The following is a 22,052-nucleotide window of genomic DNA, read 5'->3' on the forward strand; positions in this document are numbered from 1 at the left end:
GTATTCTGAGCCTCAGTCGGCCCGGGATTCCACATGCTCATTACGCCATTTGAAACAGACCTCTACCGGCACCTGACCCCGTTCTTCGCCGAGCATCACTTCGATCTGCTGGTCAGCCGAAAGCAGTATCGCCGTACGCTCCCGACAGGGTTCCAGAACGTCATTCTGTCGCCTTCGTTCTACGGCGACGAAACCATGCTGGAGGTCAACTTCGGCTGCCGTAGCGAACAGGTGGAACAGATTGCCCAGCAGTTTCTGAACAACGTATTCGACTACCGCCCGGACGCCAATACGATCATCATCTCCATTGGCAAATTCGGCGGTCTGCGCTATTTTCGGTACAAGATTCACACGCCCGACGAACTGGCCGATACCTGCGAACAAATCCAGCAGTTCTTCCTGACCAAAGGCTTTACGTTCCTCAACGAAGCCAGCTCGCTGGCCACCCTCGATCAGTTGCTGAACGATCAGCCGAACCAGCCGAGTCCTTACGTGTATAACCAGGCGCACCGCTGCTACAAGGGACTAATCGTGGCGAAGCTCAACCACAATCCGCATTTCGACGGCCTGATCGACAGCTACCGGCATCTGCTGATTCGCCAGACACAGAACCCCTACGAACAACTGCATTTCGAACGGCTGATCGCGTACCTACAGCACTATTCTGCCAACTAAAGCCGGCTGACTGACTGCGCACTGACGTCATGAATCATCCCGCTTCTGTTTGATTACGCTGATATTACCGCCCCCTTCCAGGTTGCACTGTTTCACGTCTTCCAGCGACTCGACGCCGTTCAGCCGCAGAAACTGCATGAGTTCATCTTCCGAAATAAGCTGGGTTTTCATGTTTTTCCGCTGCATGATACCGTCTTTAACCAGCACTACCGTATCGGGTTGTGCGAGTTTGGCGAAGAAAACGGAACGGTAGCCCAGCCAGTCGATGGCGAAATCCCAGAACAGCAACGTACCGACCAGCGCGATGCCTTCGGTTATGGAGTGGTACTCACCCGCCATGGAGTTCTGGGCGGCATCGGCGATGAGGATAACCAGCAACAGATCACTGATGCTTAGCTGACCGGTTCCACGCCGAAAAAATCGGATCGCCAGGAAGATAGCCCAATACGTAATGGTACCACGAATAATAATTTCAAGAATAGAATTGGACGGCACGAACATCTTTTCCCAATCGATGTCGGCCAGAAGGAGGGTTTTCATAATGTGTTTCCCGGTGATGATGACGGATTGACAACCAATTCCGACTTTTGCGGTTCTGTTTTTCTATTGTACAATGACTAACCTACCCACAGGCCACTCACTCGATGCCGTTGTTCGTCAGCGCATCGATCAGAAAACGAAGCCCCTCGGGGCGCTGGGCCGACTGGAAGACCTGGCCCTGCAACTGGCCCTGATTCAGCAAACCGAAACCCCAACGCTTCAGAATCCGCATATTCTCGTTTTCGCCGGCGATCATGGTCTGGCGGCTGAGGGCGTCAGTGCCTACCCCGCCGACATCACCTACGGTATGGTGCAGAATTTCATTGCGGGTGGAGCAGCCATCAACGTATTCTGCCGCCAGAACAATCTGAAACTGCTGGTCTGCGATGTGGGTGTTGCCGGTACATTTGCGGAGAATACGCCCGAATTCGTGAAATTTAAAATACGACCCGGCACGCGGAACATGCGGCATGAACCGGCCATGACCCGCGACGAGTGCGAAGCGGCCATGGATGCGGGTCGGACGCTGGTGAACGGGGTGCAATACCGGGGCTGCAACGTAGTCGGTTTCGGCGAGATGGGCATCGGCAACACGTCCCCCGCCAGTCTGCTCATGCACCGGCTGACGGGCCTGCCCCTCGACCAGTGCGTGGGTCGCGGTACGGGTCTGGACGACGCCGGGCTGGCTCACAAACGGAGCGTTTTGCAGGCCGTTGCCGACACCCACGCGCATTTCAGCGACCCGCTCGACGTACTGAGTGCGATGGGTGGGCTGGAAATTGCAGCCATGGCGGGCGGTATGCTACAGGCGGCCGAAAACAGTATGGTCATCCTGGTCGATGGATTCGTGGCAACGTCGGCGCTACTGGTCGCGCAGGCGCTGAAGCCGACCGTGCTGGCCAACTGCATCTTCTGCCACTTGTCCAACGAAGCCGGCCACCGGCTGATGCTCGAACACCTGGGGGTGGAGCCGCTGCTGAATCTGGGCATGCGCCTGGGCGAAGGAACGGGCTGTGCGCTGGCCTACCCGATCGTGCAGGCTGCCGTTGGGATGCTCAACGAGATGGCGTCGATGGACGTGCTGTAACAAAAAAGCCCCGCTGGTCAGGGCGGGGCTACGTGTTCAGGTATCGTTGGTTAGCCTTTCACTACCGTGAACGATGCAATGCCTTCGTACGACTTCAACCGTTCGCGTTTGGCACTTTTCGGCTTGGCAAACAGATAGAGCGTCCAGTTTCCGGATCTCGGTACGCTGGTCGTCAACTGGTAGGTATCGTCCGACTGCCGGACGGTGACGGGTACGTTCGTCAACTGGCCGTTGCCGGGTCGCCCGACGGAGCACATAAACTCCACGTCCGAGTCGTTGTGCAGGGTAAGTGTCAGGGCGTCGCCGGTGCGGATCAGCCCCGCCTTCGGAAAATTCCGGTCGAAACCCAGCCGGAAATACGCATCGTATACCTTCGGAAACTGGTCGAACTGGGCCTTGCGGAGTGCCGGACTAAGCAGTTGCCAGCGCGGATCGGTCGGGAAGTGGTTCGCGATGAACGCCGACGGCTCCGTCAGGAAATAGAAATCGTTGGGTTCGCCGTTGCAGGCGGTCGTTTGCGCCCAAGCCAGATCAAGCAGGTACCAGTCGCCGTCGAGTTTCACCGCATTCCACTCGTGATCGACCCGCTGAATGGGCTGCCCAGCTTCGTTATCATTCGTGCGGGCGTACCCTTTGATGGTTACGGCCTCGATACCGGCCCGCTTCAGCAGGTGCTTGTACAGCAGCGAAAAGCCTGTGCAGACCGTCCGGCGTGTACGCAGCACTTTACTGGCGTAATCAACCTCCGATGAATACGTCCGTCCGCTGAATGTGCTCATGTCGTACTTTACGTGCGATGTAATCCAGGCGTAAACCGAGCGGGCCTTGGCCAGTTCGCTGCGGGCCGGGGCCGTCAGGTAATCGCTCAGGGTGTTCAGGTTACGGGCCGCCGACTCCGGTGCGCTTTTGGCGTAGCTGTCGATGGTGCTGTAGTCGATCTCAACAAATTTCGACGGGCGGGGAATTTCCCAATCCCGAGCCCCACCGGCGAGCATACCGTAGCCAATCGATCCGGCCGGGATGGGGAACGTAAACGCAGTGCTAAAAAAGAAGATAAACAGGGCCATCAACGGCCGGATTATATAGTTTCGCATTCCGCTATTCGGTCTCACAACCAGATAACAAAAATGACTCGTATTTTATTGCTGATTCTGGCCAGTTATCTCCTGTTTATGTCCGACGTTAACGCCCAATTTTCGCCACCCACCAGCGCTCAGTCGCCCATGCAAACCTACTCGTTTCGACTTCGACCCGGGCAGGACCTGAAACAGGAACTCGAAGGCATTGTCCGGCGGCAGCGCATCGAAGCAGGCGCCGTGGTTACCTGCGTCGGGAGCCTGACTGACGTAACGCTGCGGCTGGCCAATCAGGAAGGATCGAGCGTCTGGCACGGGCATTTCGAAATCGTTTCGCTCGTTGGCACGCTCTCTACAAACGGCAGCCACCTGCACCTGTCCGTCTCCGATTCAACCGGCCGGACCCTGGGCGGCCACCTGCTCGATGGCTGCCGGATTTACACCACGGCCGAACTCGTGATCGGGTTTATGCCGGAGCTTGTGTATGTCCGGGAGCCCGACCCCACCTTTGGGTACAAAGAACTCGTAGTAAGGAAGCGAAAAAAGAAGTGAAGCGTTCGGGCATTGGTGGTTCTGAATAGTATGAACCTGACGCCACCCGGCACCTAGAAAATACTACATAATCTCAGGGTTAACTAAACAGGGAAGAAGACAATATAAGCCGGCTTTGTAAACATTTCTCCCTCAAAATTGTCCTATTTAGATAGGGGTTCAATAAATAGTATGAGGATGAACAGTTTACAACAGGGAGCAGTACTCAGTACATTTTTACTCGTCGGCAGTCAGGTTTACGCGCAGCAGCCCGGTCAGGCAACCGCCGATTCGGTTCGCCAGGCTACGCCGGTCACGTCGGATACGAGCCGGTCTGCTACGCCCCCGCCTACCCGGCCCGACACGACGCAGTTCAACTCAGCCGATCCGCTGGACCCCATGCGAACCCCGCAATCGGCTCAGCCGGCCCAGACGCCAGTTGTTCCACAGACCCAACCCCAGCAACCTACCGATCCTGAGTTACCTGCCGCCGGTGCCCGCGTCGGTACCGTTCGGGGGCAGTTGGTGGTTGCGCAGAACGGCCAGAACCGCCCCGTCGAATTTGCCAGTATCGGCTTGTTCAGCGCAACGGATTCCAGTTCGGCTGGCGGAGGACTGAGCGACGAGAAAGGCCAGTTCGTCATCGACAACCTCCCTCCTGGTAATTACTACATCCTGGTGCAGTCGCTCGGCTACGCGGCCAGGACCGTACCCAACATAACCATAACGACCCAGCAGCCGACGGTCAGCCTGGGGAGTGTCCGGCTGAACGAAACGGCCCGCCAACTGGAAGAAGTGGTGGTGCAGGGGCAAAAGCAACTGATCGATTATTCGCTCGACCGCAAGATCGTCAACGTCGACCAGTTGCCGACGGCGCTGGGCGGCACCGCTACCGATATTCTTCAGAATGTTCCGTCGGTTACGATCGATGCCGACGGGGTACTGAGTCTGCGGGGAAGCAGCAACGTGATTATTCTTGTCGACGGTAAACCATCGGGTCTGACGGGTCTCGACCGACAGGCCGTACTGGAGCAGATTCCGGCCAGCAACATCGAACGGGTCGAACTCATCACCAATCCCTCGTCGCGCTACGATGCCGACGGGGCGGCCGGTATCATCAACATCATCCTGAAAAAGCAGCAGGCCCAGGGATTCAACGGCAACGTTCAGGTCAACGTCGGCACCCGCGATAAGTACAATACCTCAATCAACCTGAATTACCGGGTCAAAAACCTCAATCTGTTCGGTAGCTACAACTTCCGCGACGAGCGCCGGTTCAGCTACCGGAACTCCGACCGGCAAAACCTGTTCGAGAATGACTCGACCAGTTTTCTGTTGCAGCGTAACGATGGCTTCCGGTCGGGGGTTAACAACAACCTGCGGCTTGGTTTCGACTATGCGTTGACCAAACGCGACAACATCACGGCTTCGGTACTGTACCGACCGCAGTACGACCGGGACGTCAGTTCGGAAACGATCAACACGCTCGACGGCGATCGGGCGCTGCTGGGGCAGATTCTGCGGCTGACCGAAGAGCGGGAGCCCGAGCGTGGCTTCGACTACGTGTTCGGCTACGCCCGTACGTTTGAGAAACCCGGCCGGAAACTTAATTTCGACGCGACGCTCTCGACCAACAATAGCATCGAATACACGGACTACCAGCTCTCGACCGATCTGCCGGCGTATCTGATTACGCCCAACCTGCGGGCTGGTCGCCAGGAGAGCACCAACGATGAGAACAACCGGGTGTCGGTGCTGCAACTGGATTTCGTGGAGCCATTCGGGGGGAAGAAACGCTTTGAAGCTGGTCTGAAACAAACCAATCGCTACCAGAACGCCGACTACGTTTTCATTGATTACCTCTACGGTTTTCCGGTGCTGAACACCAATATCAGCAACAACTTCATCTACGACGAACGTACCAGCGCAGCCTACGTAAACTTTGGGGATGAGTTTAAAACGTTCAGCTACCAGGTGGGTCTGCGGACGGAATATACCAACATCGTCACCGACCAGCGCACGACATCGCAGCGCAATACGCGCGACTACATCTATCTGTTTCCGAGCGCCTTCCTGAACTACAACATCAGCAAAGAGCAGAAAATGCAGGTCAACTACAGCCGACGTATCAACCGGCCATCGCAGCGGTCGCTGAACCCGTTTATCGATCTGAGTGACCCGCTGAACATCCGCTTCGGGAACCCGTTCCTGAACCCCGAACTGATCAATTCGTTTGAGGTTAGCCACCTCTGGTACGGCAAAACGACCTCGCTGACGTCGTCGCTGTTTTTCCGTCGGTCGACCAACGACGTGACGCGCTTCCAGACCCTGCGGCCCGACGGCGTTACGGAACAGACGTTCCTGAACCTCAACCGCTCGCAGAATTACGGCGTCGAGGTTGTGCTGAGTCAGGACATCCTGAAATGGTGGAAAGCCAACGGTACGTTCTCGTTTTTCCGATCCAACATTCAGCCGGGGCCGGGCGTACCGGAAGGGCTGAATCGGAGCAACCAGAGCTGGACTGCCCGACTCAACTCGACCATTAGCCCCTGGAAAGGCACCGACATGCAGGTGACAGTCAACTACCGGTCGCCGTTCATCGTAGCGCAGGGCACCATCAACGGCTTCTTCAACGTGGACTTCGGCATGAAGCAGAATGTTCTCAAAGGGCGGGGCTCCATCAACTTCCGCGTCAGCGACATATTCAATACGCTCCGGTTCAGTATTGATACGTTCGGACCTAACTTCATTTCGAACACCGTAGCCAAACGTGAAAGCCGCATCGCCTTCATTGGCTTTAGCTACCGACTCAGCCGGCAGGCTACCCGCGACCGGGAACGCGACCGCGACGAACGCCGGGACGATCAGGATAATGGCGATGATGAATTTTAGCGAATAGGTGCACAGACGACACCTTTTCGTCGCCAGGTGTCGCTTTAACGTCGTCGACGGGTAATCAGTAGGCAGGTGCAAACACTTCCTTTTCTGGTTTTACTACGTTCATGACTAACCTGTTCTCTGGATTACTTCGGGCCGGGTCCGGCGCTTGCCTGATCATGGGTTCACTGGGCGCTGCTCTTGCGCAGACGCCCGCTCCCACCAACGTACCCCGTGCGGCTCCAATTATGAGCCGCTGGGAAAAGCAGCTCACAGCCGAGAATGCCTGGCGTGAGTATCCCCGCCCGCAGTTGGTACGTCAACAGTGGCAAAACCTGAACGGTCTGTGGGAGTATGCCATTACGCCCAAAACTGCCCCTGCCCCAACGACCTTCGGCGGGCAGATTCTGGTACCGTTCTGTGTCGAATCGACGGTATCGAAAGTCAACAAACCCCTCACGCCCGACCAGCGGCTGTGGTATCGCCGGAACGTAACGGTCCCCCGCGAGTGGAACGGGCAGCGGGTGTTACTGCATTTCGGAGCCGTCGATTACGAGTGCAGCCTATGGATAAACGGCGGGCTGGTCGGATCGCACACGGGCGGGTCGGATGCGTTCTCCTTCGACGTGACGGATTACCTGAAAGATGGCCAGAATCAGGTACTGCTGGGCGTAACAGACCCAACCTCGACCGGCGAACAGCCCCGGGGCAAGCAACTGCTGAACCCCAACGGTATCTGGTACACACCGGTGTCGGGCATCTGGCAAACGGTCTGGATGGAGCCGGTGCCCAAACAGACGTACATTGACGAAGTGCGCGTAACGCCGGAGGTCGATTCAGGCCGCGTACGGGTTGAGGTGCTGCTGGACAAACCGGCCAACAACCGCACAACCGCCATTCGGCTGACGGCGCTGGACGGTAACCAAACCATTGCAACCACGCTCGTGCGGGCCGGCCGGGTGGCATACCTGCCCATCCGCACGCCCAAACTCTGGTCCCCCGACCGCCCGTTTCTTTACAACCTACGCGCAGAAGTGGTGACGGTCAACGACCCGTTCGAGGGTGTAGCCAACAACCAGCGTCCCCGGCGCGGAGCACCCGCTGAGCAAACCGCCTACGCCAGCGCGACCGTAACGGGTAGCCCGGCAGATGCGGTAACGAGCTATTTCGCCATGCGCAAAATTACCATTGGTCGGCGGCCTGATGCTTCGACCAATCAGCCGGTGCTTCTGCTGAACAACGAGTTCGTGTTCCAGAACGGGCCGCTCGATCAGGGCTGGTGGCCGGGCAGTCTGCTGACCCCACCGTCCGACGAAGCCATGAGCTTCGAGATCGACTTCCTGAAAAAATCAGGCTTCAACATGCTCCGCAAACACATCAAAGTGGAGCCGGCCCGATACTACTACCTGTGCGACAAACTGGGCATACTGGTGTGGCAGGATATGCCGTCGGGTTTTCTGGAAGGGCAGAACGAATCGCCGGGGGATGTGGCCGAGCCGCTACGTCGATCGAAAGGCAAAGAGCAGTTTGAGCTGGAACTTCGCCGGATGATGAACCAACTGCACAACCATCCCAGCATTGTAACGTGGGTGGTGCATAACGAAGGCTGGGGCCAGTACGAAAACGAGCGGCTTGCCGCCTGGGTGAAGGGCCTCGATCCGAGCCGGGTCGTCAACGCCGTTAGTGGCTGGAACGACCGGGGCGCGGGCGATTTCTACGATATTCACACTTATGAACCCGAGCCACGAGCCCCGGCTCCGAAAACGGACCGTGTGGTGGTGATTGGCGAATTTGGCGGCATTGGCTGGCCGGTACAGGGGCACCTCTGGAACCCGGAAATGCGCAACTGGGGCTACCAGACGTATCAATCGGCAGATGAGGTACTGAAAGCGTATCAGAAAAAATACGCCAAGATCGTTGACTACTACCAGAATCAGGCACTTTCGGCGGCTGTCTACACCCAAACGACCGACGTAGAGGGCGAAGTAAACGGCCTGCTGACCTACGATCGGGAGGTGATCAAAATTCCCGTCGAAACGCTACGTAAGATCCACGCGCCTTTATTCAAGAAGTAAGCTGATCCGGCAAACGGGCGTAGGATCAGAAATACCTACGCCCATTTGCCGCCACATTCGTTTCCCCTAACCCGTTTCGTATATGAACCGCAGGCATTTTCTCCACCAACTGACCGGTGCTACCGCTTCTGCTTTTACGCTGGGCCAGACAGCCGCTGCTCGAACCCTTTATTTCGCGGGGTTCGACGACCTGATGAAACACCGCATCGCTGATGTCCGGTACACTGAAGCCCAGTTGAAATGGCCACGGTTTGTCGGCAAAAATGCCCGGCGCGATATTCACGGGTACGGCCCCAAGGTCACGGTCTGTACGCTCACGACCGATCAGGGCGCGAAAGGCTGGGGACTGCCCAACGGTCGGCGCAGCGACGAGCTGATTACCTACGTGAAAGGCAAGCGGGTTGCCGACCTCTTCCGGCCGGACATGGGCGTTACAGACCCCAGAGCACTGGCCTTTGACGTACCACTGCACGATCTGGCAGGCGTCATTCTAAACCAGCCCGTGTATCAGCTACTCGGTCAGCAAAATCCTATGCTGACCAAGAGTTACAGCGGGATGATTTACTTCGATGAGCTTGACCCCAAAGCCGGACCGGTACAGACGCTGGCAAACGGGATGGACAACATTCTGGAAAACTGCGCCAGCGACTACAAACTGGGCTACCGGCAGTTTAAGCTCAAAATTGGGCGCGGCAATATGTGGATGCCCAAAGAGGCAGGTTTGCAACGCGACATTGATGTGACGAAACTAGTTGCCAAAACCTTCCCCGACTGCGAGATTCTGGTCGATGCCAACGACGGCTATACCGTCGACAGCACCATTGCCTACCTCAAAGGCATCGGTGATATTCCGCTGTTCTGGATGGAGGAACCCTTCGCCGAAACGGTAGCCGACTACCGGAAACTACGCGCCTGGACCCGCGTTAATAAACCCAAAACCCTCTTGGCCGACGGCGAATACGACCCCGATCAGACCTTGCTGCGCGAACTGTGCGAGCAAAAACTGATTGATGTGCACATTACCGACATCATGGGCTATGGCTTCACGCCCTGGCGGAAGTTGATGCCGGAGCTGAAAAAAATGGGTATTCAGGCGTCGCCACATGCGTTCGGGGAGGTATTGAAAACCAACTACATCGCTCACCTGACCGGGGCGCTGGGCAACACCGTCACCATTGAGGGCGTTCCCTGCACCAGCGATGATATTGACTTCGGCGATTACAAAATCGTTGGTGGGCAGATTGTCCCCTCGCCCGCACCCGGATTTGGTATGAAACTACTCAAAACCGCTTGACCACCCGTTTCTGTTCTGACCTATTTCCGGCCGAGGTACTTGTTGACGGCCTCGACTTTAGAATGGACCTGGAGCTTTTCGTAGATGTTGAAGATGTGCTTCCGCACGGTGGTTGGGCTGATGAACAGTTCATCGGCCACTTCCTTGTGGCTGTAGCCCTTCGACAGGCGGTCGAGGATTTCGCGTTCGCGGGAGGTCAGTACGTCCAGTTCGCTGGATTTGACGGGTGCCTGGTAAAACGAGCCGACAATCTTGCGGGCAATGGTGCTGCTCATCGGTGAACCGCCCTGGTGCAGTTCGCTGATGGCTTCCAGCAGTTTGTGGGGGGCGCTCCGTTTCAAGATGTACGAGTTAGCCCCCGCTTTGAGCGCTTCGAACACCAGCTCGTCTTCATCGTAGGCCGTACACATCATGAACTGGGTCCGGGGGCAGAGAGGCTTGAGCTGGCGGACGCAGTCGATTCCGTTCATCCCCGGCAGGCCAATATCCATCAGTACAATATCCACCGGATGCCCGGGCAGGTCCACCAGCGCATCCTCCGCCGTGGCATAAGCCGCCCGGCACACAAATCCATCCGCCCCGCCGATCAGAATGCTCAGCGACTGCCGGATTTCGTCCTTGTCTTCAACGATGGCAACGGTAATGGTATTCATACCGCAATACTGGGGGAAATTTCGGGTTTAGGCCATACTTCATTTGTAGTATTTTTCGTCATACCGCCGGTTCCGTACGGATACGTGATCGTTACGGACGTGCCGTCTGATGAGGTTATAGTGCAGCTTCCGCCCGATTCGCTCATCCGATTACTCATGTTCGTCAGCCCATTACGGAGTTTATGTTTCTCCTGCGGCACAAACCCCCGCCCATTGTCGCATACCTCAATGACCAGTTCCGTAGGACGGGGGTCGATGCGGAGCGTAACCTGCGTAGCCTGGGCGTGCTTCACGACGTTGTTCAGGGCTTCTTTCACCGTCAGGAAGATGTTGCGCCGATCGGCTCCCCGGATGATGATGTCGGCAGATGCCTCGCCGACCTCCGTTTTCAGCGTCAGGGAGGTTGTTTCAATGAACTCACCGGCGTAGGAACGGACGTAGGCAATCAGGCCGTTGAGACTGTCGTTCTTTGTGTTCAGCGACCAGATGATCTCGTTCATGGTCGTCACCATATCCGCCGATATATCCGAGATTTTCACGACCTCGGGGGCGGTGCTGGTTCCCATGCGGGTTTTGAGTACCTCGCTGAGCAGACCGATGGCGGTCAGCGACCCGCCCAGGTCATCGTGCATCTCTTTGGAAATGCGCAGCCGCTCTTTTTGTTGTCCCTGCAGTTCGGCCTGCATGGCAACCAGTTCCTGCTCCCGTTGCATGGCCACAAGCGCGTTGTCCTTAGCCCGTTGCCGCTGGCGAAAATACAACAGCCCGACCACGGCCAGCCCGACTACAGCCAGCACGGAGATACCGGCCAGCCAGAGCCACAACAACTGCCGTTTCCGCTCGCTTTCAAGCCGTTCGATTTCCCGCTGCTTTTCGGTCAGTTTCTGCTGCGCTTCCGCCTTCCGGATTTTTTCCTCGTAGCTCTGGAGCAGTTCTTTCGTCTCTACGCTCTCCAGCGAATCCCGCGCCCCGATGTATTTATTGTACCAGTCGAGCGATGCCTTATAATCATGCAGCCCCTCGTTGAGCAGGGCATACACCCGGTAGATGTTCCTCATTTCGGGCAGGCCCGCCTTTTCACGCCGGGCAATCTGGTTGGCTTCGTCCAGCAGAGGCTTGGCGGCCCGGTATTTATCCATCAGGATGTTTGTCTGCGCCATCGCCATCAGTATGTGTAATTCGTGGCGCGGGTTTCTCACGTCCCGACTTAACTGAAGTGCCTGCCGGTAGTAATACAGCGTCGAATCATACTGCTGAAGTTGCTCGTACAGGTGCCCGACGTTATTGTAAAGATTAATGAGAAAGTCGCGGTCGTTAGGATCGATCAGCCGTTTGGTTTTGAGATAGTACGCTTTGGCCAGTTGCACACTATCCACCCGTGAGTAGATATTTGCCATGCCGAAATAACCGATGGCGATGCTTCTGGGGTCGTTCGGGTTTTTGAGGTTGATCGCCAGGGCTTTGTTGTAGTACAGTAGTGCCTGCTTATACATGCCCTGCTGTTCGTAAATATTGGCCAGGTTACCATAAACTACCGACTGATTCACGAGGTGGTTGATCAGCCGCATGTAGTGCGCGGCCCGGTGGTACTGGTGCACGGCCTCTTTCCAGTCGCCACTGATCCAGGCCGTAACGGCCAGGGCAAAATGGCTTAGACCAATGTTTCGTTTCGAGGTGTCCCGCTGCGCAATTTGCAGGGCTGTCTGTGCAATGCTTCGGGCCTCGTCGTACCGACCTACGTTGTTTAGCGTGAAGGTGAGCAGCCGCATGCTTTCAAAATACCCTTTCGTGTATCGGATCTTCTGCGACAGGCTATGGGCCCGGCGGTAATAAATCAAAGCCTCCTCCGCATTCTGGTTTTCGAGCTGCTCGCCTTTTTTAAGCAGCGAAGAAACGTAGCTGGTATCGTTTGGATACGTCGACGGCGTCTGACCGTGGCTGGTCAGCACCACCAACAAGCCCACTAGCGTGATCAGCCGTTCCCACATCTTCCTACGTAGTCGTACTACCATATCATCGGTGGGCAAGCGGCAAATGCTCACCTTAACAAATATAATCAGACCTGTGGAAATCGTACGGATGGCATTAACTGAGCCGGAAGCGTTTTGTGCCTTACCACAAGGCAGGACTCACGTCAGGAAATACCCACAAACGGCGAACCGCCCCGGAAGTAGGTGACCTCCCGGGGCGGTTCGCCAAGGCAAAATAAGAATAGCCTACGCCAGCACTCTGATCACCGACTCCGAAAAGCGCTCCATTTCTTCGAGTTGGGGGCTGCACTGCATCAGCAGAAAATCGACGCCAACCGCTTCAAAAGCCGCTACGCGCTCAGCCACCTGACCGGGCGTTCCGGTCAGGCCCGACCGCAGCCCCCGGTTCGATACCGAATAATCTTCCAGCGACACCTGCTTTTCGAGCTGCGTACCGGCCAGCCATTGCTGGTAGTTCTTATAGCCGGCCGCAAAGCCGTTTACGTCCGTGATCCGGGCAATTTCGGCTTTTACTTCCTGCTCCGAGTTTCGAACGATGGCATAGGCCGCCACGCCAAATTTCATCGGCGGCAGGTCCGGCCGTAGCCGCGCACGCCGTTCGCGGAGATCATTGATTCGCCGACCGATGGCTTCAGGCTCGTCGCCGTGCATGACGTAGCCGTCACACTGACTGGCGATCAAATTTTTGGCTGCTTCGGACTCACCGCCCGCGTAAATGAATGGCCGCGGCCGGGACAGGGGTTTGGGTTGCAGCACCGAGTCCTCCACCCGGTAGTATTTGCCTTCGAACGAAAAATGATCCTGCTTCCAGAGATTATCAACAACGTGCAGCCACTCGCCGGTACGGGCGTAGCGGTCGTCGTGCTGCTCGAAATGAACGCCGTACTTGCGGGCTTCGTCCTGCCACCACGACGACACGACGTTCAAGGTCAGCCGACCACCGCTGATATGGTCGATGTTTGATGCCTGCTTGGCCAGCAGCGCGGGCGAATGGAACGTCGGGCGAACGGCCACCATCAGCTCGATCCGGTCAGTCACGGCCGCCAGCGCAGCCGCCGTCGACCACGCATCCAGCGAGGGCGCTTCCTCGCCTTTGATGTCGTTCAGGTTCAGTTCGGCGATGAGCGTTAGGTCATAGCCCCACTCTTCACTACGCTGCGCCAGGTTTTTGACGTAGCTCCAGTCGGCCCGCATGTTCTCATCGGCGACGTTACGAAGCCAGCCACCAAACACGGGCATCCAATAACCAAATTTCATAGGTTCTATTCAGTAAGACAGGGGCCTCTACCCCATCGTGTTGTTGTACTCATTAAATGGTAATGACCACCTTGCCGAAATGCCGACCGGCATCGAGGTAGCGTAGTGCTTCTTTGGCCTGGTCGAACGCAAACACCTTGTCGACAATCGGACGTAGCGCGTTCGTTTCGATGGCCTGGTTCATGCTGGCGAACATCTCCGTCGACCCCACCTCGATCCCCTGCAACCGAATCTGCTTCGACATAATCTTTTCGGTGTTGATTTCAGCTTTCAGGCCACCAATCAGCCCGATCACGGAGATCGTACCCGATATGGCAACGGCTTCGATGGATTGGTTGATGTTATCGGCACCTACCACCTCCACCACATGATCGACGCCTTTGCCATCCGTGATGTCCAGCACCGGTTTTACCCAATCCCGGGTTGTTGCGTAGTTGATGCGGTGCTGCACGCCAAGTTGCCCCACGCGCTCCAGTTTCTCGTCACTGCTCGACAGGACGATGACGCTGGTACCCGACAGCAGGGCAAACTGAAGCGAAAACAGCGATACGCCACCCGTTCCCTGAATCAGTACGGTATCGCCGGTTTTCACACGTCCTTCTTCGATCAGTCCGTGCCAGGCCGTCAAGGCCGCGCAGGGTAAGGTAGCCGCTTCTTCGTAGCTCAGGGAGGCAGGCACCCGAATGACATCCTGCTCATCGAGCACTACGTATTCGCTCAGCATCCCATCGTAGGCGGCTCCACCCAGTGAGCGTTGCAGTTTAGCCGGGGTCAGCTTCCCACTGTGCCAGTTGGGTAGAAACAACCCGGCTACCCGGTCGCCGACAACAAGCGAACGTACGGCCGGGCCCCGCTCCACCACGTCGCCCACGCCATCCGAAACGGGGATGCGGCCTACCGGCGGTCGCCAGCGATCAATGCCGTTGACTACCAGCAGATCCCGGTAATTCAGCGATACAGCCTTTACGCGAATCAGCACCTGGGTAGGGCCAAGAGCGACTGGTTCCCGCTGCACGAAACGCAGGGCGTCAATGCCGTACCCGTCGCCAATTTCAACCGCCTTCATTACAGCGCGCTAACGGGTTCCAACTGCTGTTCCAGGTAATCGACGAAGCGGGCGTAGGGATCAAAACCCACTACGTTCACGGCGTCTGCTACGAAGTTCGACAGGGCGTTGATGTCGTAGAAGAGTACTTCGCCGGTCTGGTCGTCAATCAGGTACTCAACCCCACCCACGTCGATCTGCGCGGCTTTAGCGATACGTTCTACGTCGGCAATAATTTCGGCGGGCGGTGTGTAGGCTTCCACCTGAATGCCTTTTTTCGGGGCTTCCGTCAGGCAGAACTCAGCCTGCGGCAATCCAGCCCGGGGCTCTTCTGGAATGGCGCAGATTTCGGCCGGGCACAGGTTGAAGCTCTGACCGGTCGTGAACACTTTCATGGCATACAGGAATTTGCCGTTCAGCGTTTCGACCCGCACGATATGCCCCCCGCGTGGCTGCACGTACTCCTGCACCAGGGCGGTCTGGTCGATTCCCAGGTCAATGCTGCCCTGCGCTACGGCGTTGATCAGCCCTTCCGACGTATCGAAGCGGACGATACCGGCCCCGGCCCCGCCGATGTTTACCTTCACGACAATCGGGAAGCGGAGTTCATGGGCCGCGGCCGTCACCCGCGATACGTGGTTAACCACCCGCGTTTTGGGAAACTTCAGGCCCAGCGACGCCAGCAGCGACAGTTGTCGGGCTTTGTTGGTTTCAATCGACGTAGCAACGGTCCCGTTGATCACCCGAACACCAATGCGCTCCAGGTGCGTCAGGTAGCCGTTCGTGTGGAATATCCCCTGGCCGTTGCCGCGCAGGTAGGCCGACGAACTCATGCGATTCACGACCAGCGCGTACGGACTTTCGGTTTCGGCCGGATCGAACTGGTGATGAGCCGCGTCGATTTTAACGTATGGAATGGCTCGGCGTTCGAGTTCGGCAAACAGCGGTTTGAACCACTCGGGGTGCTCGTAATAGATGCCAATCGGCTTAGTGGAGTCTGGCATGATGAAAACGTTTTAACCACAGAAATCCTGAGTAGTCAATGCCCAGCGTAGTGCTTTCTGGTGCACCCGGCCAAAGCTGTCTATTGCTCTGTCTGCTCAGTTTATCCGTAGCGTCTGAATTTAATTAGCCTGCAAGTTATACAGCAAATTGATCCGGCGGGTTCCACGGAATGCGTTGTAAACGCAAAACCCCACCGGTGGTACAAATCACGGTGGGGTTTGCTTCGAAATAACGTGATGGTCCTGACTTATTTAGCGGCCAGCGGCTCCTTGGCAGAAGCCGTTGCTTCGAACGTAACGACTTTGTTTCGAATGGGCTTCATCGTTTTCAGGTACGTGTAGATGGCTCCCAGGTCGGTTTCGGTCATCCCGGCGTACATCGACCAGGGCATGATCGACTGCTTCTCACCGGGCTTCACCACAGGCGGCACGTAGCCATGAGCCGGGTCGTGGGTTTTGAAGCGGGCAATGAAGGCTTCTTTCGTCCATGTGCCGATACCCGTTTCGTTGTCCGGCGTAATATTAGCCGAACGGACCATCGCCCCCGGCATGCCAAATTCGCGGCCACCGGCAAACTCCATGCCCTCAACCGGCTTGCCCTGCACCATGTTCGTGTGGCATTCTCCGCAGGACGCTGCGTTCACCACGTACTTACCGTACTCCAGCGCAGCCGTTGTGTCGGGGCGCTTCTGGAAATCAGGCTTCTGCGGAATTGTATTCAGGATAAAGTTCATCGGGAAGTCGGCTTCTGAAACGGGCACATCGTTGACGATGGGCTGTAGCGAACGCACGTAGGCCACGATGGCTTTTACGTCCTCCTGGTCCATGTGGCCGTAGTTCGGGTGCGGCATTACCGGGAAGATTGGCTTATTGTCGCGGTTCACGCCGGACGTAATAGCCCGGAAGATTTCGCCGTCTGTCCATTGACCAATACCGGCGGGCGTGATGTTACGCGCGTAGAACGTACCCGGAAAACCCATCTCCGGCCCGAAGCGGTCGCCCCCCTTGCCGAGCGTACCGGCCATCGGCGGTCCGCCAAACCGGGTCCAGTCGCGGGTGCTGTGGCAGTCCATACACACGTTGACGTGGTTGGCCAGATACCGGCCCCGCTCGATCTGAGCGGCCGTAGCTTCCACTTTCAGGTCGGGGGCATCTCCTACGTCCGGCAGGCCGAGTTTGACATAAGCCAGCACTCCGCCGATACCAACCAGCACAACGGCCAGAACAATGCCAATGATGCGTACTACTTTTTTCATACGGTTTAACAGGTTTGGGGTTTGGTTATTGCTTGTTTCCTTTTTCCAGATCAGCCAGCCAGTTGCGGGCAAACGACCGGGCTTCCATAACGGGCTCTTTGCCCAGCCGGTACAGGAACTTCCATTCTGCGGGCTTGCTGGTATAGGCTGCGTCGACGAATTCCCGGCGGTAGCCCTGGGTCGTTACTTTGGCGTCAAAATTCACGTCGCTGCACAAGGCAATGAAGTCTTTCAGGCGCTGGCGCAGCAGCGGGCGGTAGTCGGCGTGGGCGTCAAACTCCGCTTTCTGCTTGCGGTAGTCGCCGTTCCGCTGTTTGTTTTCGGCCAGGTTCTGCTTCTCCTCGCCTACGTTGCGGGCCACCTCCTGCTTCATCTTCCGGGCGTTGTAGGCCATGAACTGCTTCTTGAACTCGGCAGGTTTACCTTCCGTAGTGGTCAGCATTTTTTTAACCTCCGCAATCTCCTTCGACTCGCGGGCCCGCTGCTCGGCATCCATCGAGGCAAGGTCGCTTTCACGTCCCTGTAGCTGCATCCGAATGGCCATCTGCAACATGGCCGGGTCCATCTGCGCATAGGCCTGCTCCATCATGTTCAGTTGCTCGGCCACTACACCGTCGACGGCGTTCAGGTTCTTCTCCTGTTGCGAAATGGCCTCGTCACTGTAGCGCTCATCGACCCGGTACTGGCCCTTCAGCCAGTCGAGATAGTGGGTTTTGAAATCATTGGACTCCACGTAGGTCCGTACCATGCTGCCCAGCGCCCGCACGGCCGTCGCCCGGGACCCTTCCGGGATACGCTTCGCCATTTTGCGCATGGCGCTGGTGCTGTTAAAGGAGAACCACTGCTCGGCAGTGAGATTAGCGAGAGCATCGTTGCGGATGTTCTCCATCGTCACGCCCGTATCGGTCAGGACATCGGTCGTGCGGGCCGCCAGCAGACCAACCGCCGTGCTGAACAAACCCAGGTAAAGAAGCTTTTTCATGAGAGGAAGGCGTGGGCAGTTACAACCTGTTGATGAGATCTTTACATTACCCAACAAGGCAAAAGTAACGATCATTTACCCATATATTCCTTATAAATGGGTGAACTGGCAAAAGGTATTAATCAAACGGTAGATGTGTTGCCTGAAACGGTACTGCCTAACCAGCTACGGAACCAGAAACGCCTTGATGTAGCGGTTTATCTCCGCCTTTTGCTGATCGGATGCCCCGTCCCACATGTCATTGTGGCGGGTATTCGGTAAGACAACAATCCGGATGCCCAGGGTCTGCTGTTCGGCAGGAGTTGGCAATACGCCCTCGTCGGCCGGCTGATCGCTCGACCGGAGCGACAAAACGCGCGGCCGCCGGGTACGCGGCAGGGGCATCCGGCGATTATCCAGGGTAATGAGGTTCGCTACGTCGCCGGGGAATTGCCGGGCATAGAGCGCACTCATATCGCCCCCGTTCGAGTGCCCGACCAACAGCAACTGTCCCACGTCCAGGCGGGGTCTCCGGTGTTTCAGTGCCTGCACAACGTACCGCATGTTCTGTACGCCACGCTGCCAGTGCGGCATCCGAACGACGTACGGCACACCCGTTGTCGGCATCGGTTCGTCGGTCGGCAGTTCATGCTGAATGCTGGCCACTACGTAGCCGTGCGCAACCAGGGTATGGGCAATGAACGAATAGGCGTTGTTGGTACCGCCGTAGCCGTGACTGAGAATAGCCAGTTTGCGGGGTCCCGGCGCGGCTGCGGCCGGTTCGTACAACGTTACCGGAATGGGGCGGCTGCGGGCCGTATCGAACAGGGTCAGCGTATCGAGTCGGACGCTACCGCCCGTGGTCTGACCAGACAGCGGGCAGGAATAAAACAGACAGCCCACGAGCAAAACTAACAAAGCAGCACGCATACAAAGGCGGGAGAGTTATCGTGTTGGCGCCTTGACACTAACCCGGTTTGCCCCCAGAAAGTACGTAGCGATGGTTTCCATCTCCGGCAGATTGATGGAAACCCCACTCATGTTGGCGGTGACCGCAACGATCAGATCGTCGTCGGGATAAAGCAGCAGAAAGGTCCGTCCGCCGTCGATGGTGCCGCCGTGGTGCACAACGTTCCGGCCTTTGCTATCCGTACCCGTGCGCCAGCCGAAACCGTAGTTGGTATTCGTTCCATTCAGCAGCCGATGGGGCGTAAACAGCAGCGCGACCGTCTGGGGCTTCAGCAGGCTACCTTTCAGCAACGCCTGCCCCACCCGCACCAGATCAGCCGGTGTGGACAGCAGGCCACCGCCCGCCCACTTGTAGCTGTTGTCGACCTGGTTGGCGTTGACCAGCCGCCCGTTCTGATGTTCGTAGAACCGTACGCGATTCACGACGATGCTGTCGCTATAGTCGGCCCCCGTTCCGGTCAGACCCAGGGGCGTAAAAACGGTTTGCTGCATGTACGTGAGGTAGTCGGTCCGACCGGCTCCTTCAATGACCGCGCTCAGCAGATTGTAGCCGTAGGTCGAATAGGTGTAGGCCGTTCCGGGTTTGAAGAGCAGACTGTCATCCTTGAAAATGACGAGCCCTTCCTGCACACTTCGGTACCGTTTCAGGCAATTCAGGCCGTCGTTCAGGCCATAGTGCCGGATACCGGCCGTATGCGTCGCCAGTTGTCGGCTCGTGAAGGGGTATTTCTTCTGCGGAAAGCCCGGAACGTACTGCTGCACGGGCGCGTCGAGGTCCAGCTTTCCGTCCTCGACCAGCTTCCCGACTGCCAGCGAGGTCAGCGATTTGGATACCGACCCGATGCGGAACTTCGTCTGGGTCGTCACCGGCAGCCGGGTTTCCAGATCGGCATAGCCAAACCCCTCGGCCCAGAGCATTTTGTCTTTCGTACCGACGCATACCGATACGCCCGGAATGTCCTGTTTCAATCGCAGGGAATCAACGTACCGTCCGGCCCGCTGAATAGCCGTCCGGTAGGCCTTATCACGTAGCGGATCACCGGCCGGACGCGGCTGACCGAAGGCCGGGGAAATCAATAAAACGTAGAGAAACACGAAGAGCCTGGGCATGGTAGACAGCGTTGGCAGAATTAGCCCAAAGTTGAACAAATTGACCGCGTTCTCCAAGCTATTGCACTGAAGGATAGCGACTCCGGGTGCGGCTGATGGGATTTCAGGGTCGCCCGAACACGGATCAAAGCATATTGATTTGCTGCTCCAGATCGGTTTCTTCCTGCTGATGGCGGGCTTTCATCTGCTGGCGGGCATCGGCCTGCCGCACCCCCAGTTCAACTAAACGAACCGCATGACTAGTCATATAAGCCAGTTTGTCCGTCATCGTATCAAAATGAACGGGGGTCTGGCTATCCACTTGTTTATGAATTAACCGACGAACTTCCCGCTGCTGAACCAGCAGTTCGTTCCATTCCGTCAGTTGGCGTTTCAGCAGCTTGATACGTGCTCCTAAACAGGTCAATTCTCGGCTTGATTTCATCGGATACGGTCATTTTAAGTCATTTGTTACCTTAATCGTTCTGATTTCAAGTTATATGTTTGTCGTAAAAACCGGCTCTGTACCGAACATAGATACGTCTGTCGGCCGGTTCTGCGCCCCTGAGCTGTCATTACTCTACCGGAGCAACGACCAGCCCCGTCCGTCTAGTTTTCTCCGTTGTCGTTGAAGCGCTTGTCTTCGCTGATCTGTTCCTGCTCAAAGATTAACTCCCGAATCCTGTGCGATCGTTCCCTGACTTCCCTGGCTTTATCCGCAAACTGGCCGGCCGGTTCCATTTCACCCGCTTCGGCAAAGGCACTGGCCGACTGCTCCAGCAACATCACCGTTTCTTCCAGCCCCCGAATACTACTCCAGAGCGTTTCCTCAACCGATTGTGTTACCTCCGACAGCAACGCACTGGCCGTATAGGCATGCCCGGTATGACACCGATACCGGATCAACTTACCCTCTTTGAAGCGCACAAGCGCCCCGTGGCATTCGGGGCAGGTCAATGGCGTCAACTCCCCCTTGTCAATTATCCCCATGTCGAAGCCGTTGTCCTGGGCGGCAATGTCAATTTCTGTATGAATCCGGTTTCGCTCCTCGGCCGACAGTTCCGGTACGCTGGGTGCCTCCTGCTGCGTTAGCCGATATAGCAAGGGCCCTATTCCCGACAGCGGCACGACATGCTCCACTTCCACGTATTCCAGAACGCTCTCCGGCATACTGGGAAATTCAGCATCGCCGGGTTGCTGAACGATACTTACCCCGCCAAGCCGCTTGACCGTCCACATCCCCGACGTACCGTCGTTGAGCAGGCCGGTCAGCACGACCCCAATCACCCGCGGCCCGAAGGTGTAGGCCGCCGACCGGAACAAGGCGTCGATCGACGGCCGGAACCGGTTTTCCTTGGGGCCCTTCTTCACCAGTACGCGGTGATCTTCGATGAGCAGATGATGATCCGGGGGAGCTACATAAATGCAGCCCGGTCTGATCTCTTCATCATCAACCGGATGAACCGCCTTAAGTGGCCCCACATGGCTAAGAATTTTAGGCAACAGGCTATTTGAGTAAGGAGCCAGGTGCTGAACAATAAATATTGACGCCGAAAAGTCGGCAGGCAACGACCCCACCAGTTCCTTCAGCGCCACTACACCACCCGCCGATGCGCCTATCACCACAATATCACGTTTTGCCATAATTGTAAGGGTTCACCTGGTAAAATCA

Annotated in this window: 19 protein-coding genes; 6 read left to right on the plus strand and 13 right to left on the minus strand. The window is 56.9% G+C overall.

The window, feature by feature from the left end; genetic code table 11:
* Positions 1-33 precede the first annotated feature (33 nt).
* Positions 34-675: a hypothetical protein gene (locus BN8_RS13810; protein ID WP_009282513.1), complete on the plus strand. Its 642-nt coding sequence runs from the start codon at positions 34-36 to the stop codon at positions 673-675.
* Positions 676-702: 27 nt separating this feature from the next.
* Here the strand turns inward: BN8_RS13810 and BN8_RS13815 are convergent, their stop codons facing one another.
* Positions 703-1,215 (minus strand): DUF421 domain-containing protein, encoded by a 513-nt coding sequence (locus tag BN8_RS13815; protein ID WP_009282514.1) that lies wholly within the window; start codon positions 1,213-1,215, stop codon positions 703-705.
* A gap of 73 nt (positions 1,216-1,288) precedes the next feature.
* On the opposite strand from BN8_RS13815, the gene cobT reads away from it, so the two are divergent.
* Entirely contained in the window at positions 1,289-2,302 is a 1,014-nt protein-coding gene (cobT, locus tag BN8_RS13820) for a nicotinate-nucleotide--dimethylbenzimidazole phosphoribosyltransferase (RefSeq protein WP_009282515.1), read from the plus strand.
* A 50-nt stretch (positions 2,303-2,352) separates the two neighbouring features.
* Here cobT and BN8_RS13825 read toward each other — a convergent pair whose 3' ends face one another.
* Positions 2,353-3,396, minus strand: a complete 1,044-nt coding sequence (locus BN8_RS13825) for a transglutaminase domain-containing protein (RefSeq protein ID WP_009282516.1) — start codon at positions 3,394-3,396, stop codon at positions 2,353-2,355.
* Between the two features lie 33 nt (positions 3,397-3,429).
* On the opposite strand from BN8_RS13825, the gene BN8_RS13830 reads away from it, so the two are divergent.
* The 4 genes from BN8_RS13830 to BN8_RS13845 all read left to right on the plus strand — a co-directional run bounded on the left by BN8_RS13830 (position 3,430) and on the right by BN8_RS13845 (position 10,155).
* The gene (locus BN8_RS13830; RefSeq protein ID WP_009282517.1) at positions 3,430-3,930 is read left to right on the plus strand and encodes a PPC domain-containing DNA-binding protein; all 501 of its coding nucleotides are present in this window, start codon (positions 3,430-3,432) and stop codon (positions 3,928-3,930) included.
* Between the two features lie 177 nt (positions 3,931-4,107).
* Positions 4,108-6,801, plus strand: a complete 2,694-nt coding sequence (locus BN8_RS13835) for a TonB-dependent receptor domain-containing protein (protein WP_229367988.1) — start codon at positions 4,108-4,110, stop codon at positions 6,799-6,801.
* A 110-nt stretch (positions 6,802-6,911) separates the two neighbouring features.
* Positions 6,912-8,861, plus strand: coding sequence for a glycoside hydrolase family 2 protein (locus BN8_RS13840; protein WP_009282519.1), 1,950 nt, complete (start codon positions 6,912-6,914; stop codon positions 8,859-8,861).
* A gap of 82 nt (positions 8,862-8,943) precedes the next feature.
* Positions 8,944-10,155, plus strand: a complete 1,212-nt coding sequence (locus BN8_RS13845; protein ID WP_009282520.1) for an enolase C-terminal domain-like protein — start codon at positions 8,944-8,946, stop codon at positions 10,153-10,155.
* Between the two features lie 20 nt (positions 10,156-10,175).
* On the opposite strand, the gene BN8_RS13850 is transcribed toward BN8_RS13845, so the two are convergent.
* The 11 genes from BN8_RS13850 to BN8_RS13900 all read right to left on the minus strand — a co-directional run bounded on the left by BN8_RS13850 (position 10,176) and on the right by BN8_RS13900 (position 22,024).
* Positions 10,176-10,808, minus strand: a complete 633-nt coding sequence (locus tag BN8_RS13850; protein ID WP_009282521.1) for a response regulator — start codon at positions 10,806-10,808, stop codon at positions 10,176-10,178.
* Entirely contained in the window at positions 10,805-12,820 is a 2,016-nt protein-coding gene (locus BN8_RS13855; protein WP_009282522.1) for a tetratricopeptide repeat-containing sensor histidine kinase, read from the minus strand. The genes BN8_RS13850 and BN8_RS13855 overlap by 4 nt, the downstream gene beginning before the upstream one ends.
* Before the next feature lie 204 nt (positions 12,821-13,024).
* Positions 13,025-14,056: an LLM class flavin-dependent oxidoreductase gene (locus BN8_RS13860; protein WP_009282523.1), complete on the minus strand. Its 1,032-nt coding sequence runs from the start codon at positions 14,054-14,056 to the stop codon at positions 13,025-13,027.
* A gap of 52 nt (positions 14,057-14,108) precedes the next feature.
* The gene (locus tag BN8_RS13865; protein ID WP_009282524.1) at positions 14,109-15,122 is read right to left on the minus strand and encodes a zinc-dependent alcohol dehydrogenase family protein; all 1,014 of its coding nucleotides are present in this window, start codon (positions 15,120-15,122) and stop codon (positions 14,109-14,111) included.
* The gene (locus BN8_RS13870; RefSeq protein WP_009282525.1) at positions 15,122-16,105 is read right to left on the minus strand and encodes an ATP-grasp domain-containing protein; all 984 of its coding nucleotides are present in this window, start codon (positions 16,103-16,105) and stop codon (positions 15,122-15,124) included. The genes BN8_RS13865 and BN8_RS13870 overlap by 1 nt, the downstream gene beginning before the upstream one ends.
* 248 nt (positions 16,106-16,353) lie before the next feature.
* Positions 16,354-17,361 carry a c-type cytochrome gene (locus BN8_RS13875; protein ID WP_009282526.1) on the minus strand — a complete coding sequence of 336 codons (1,008 nt, stop codon included), beginning with the start codon at positions 17,359-17,361 and terminating at the stop codon, positions 16,354-16,356.
* Positions 17,362-17,386: 25 nt separating this feature from the next.
* The gene (locus tag BN8_RS13880) at positions 17,387-18,343 is read right to left on the minus strand and encodes a hypothetical protein (protein WP_040005801.1); all 957 of its coding nucleotides are present in this window, start codon (positions 18,341-18,343) and stop codon (positions 17,387-17,389) included.
* Between the two features lie 165 nt (positions 18,344-18,508).
* Positions 18,509-19,252: a serine aminopeptidase domain-containing protein gene (locus BN8_RS13885; protein WP_009282528.1), complete on the minus strand. Its 744-nt coding sequence runs from the start codon at positions 19,250-19,252 to the stop codon at positions 18,509-18,511.
* A 15-nt stretch (positions 19,253-19,267) separates the two neighbouring features.
* Complete coding sequence (locus BN8_RS13890) at positions 19,268-20,401, minus strand: serine hydrolase domain-containing protein (RefSeq protein WP_144051663.1); 1,134 nt, start codon at positions 20,399-20,401, stop codon at positions 19,268-19,270.
* Positions 20,402-20,525: 124 nt separating this feature from the next.
* Positions 20,526-20,825 carry a hypothetical protein gene (locus BN8_RS13895; protein ID WP_009282530.1) on the minus strand — a complete coding sequence of 100 codons (300 nt, stop codon included), beginning with the start codon at positions 20,823-20,825 and terminating at the stop codon, positions 20,526-20,528.
* 164 nt (positions 20,826-20,989) lie between these two features.
* Positions 20,990-22,024, minus strand: a complete 1,035-nt coding sequence (locus BN8_RS13900) for a chemotaxis protein CheB (RefSeq protein ID WP_009282531.1) — start codon at positions 22,022-22,024, stop codon at positions 20,990-20,992.
* Positions 22,025-22,052 lie beyond the last annotated feature (28 nt).

Source organism: Fibrisoma limi BUZ 3, assembly GCF_000296815.2.
Lineage (GTDB): Bacteria > Bacteroidota > Bacteroidia > Cytophagales > Spirosomataceae > Fibrisoma > Fibrisoma limi.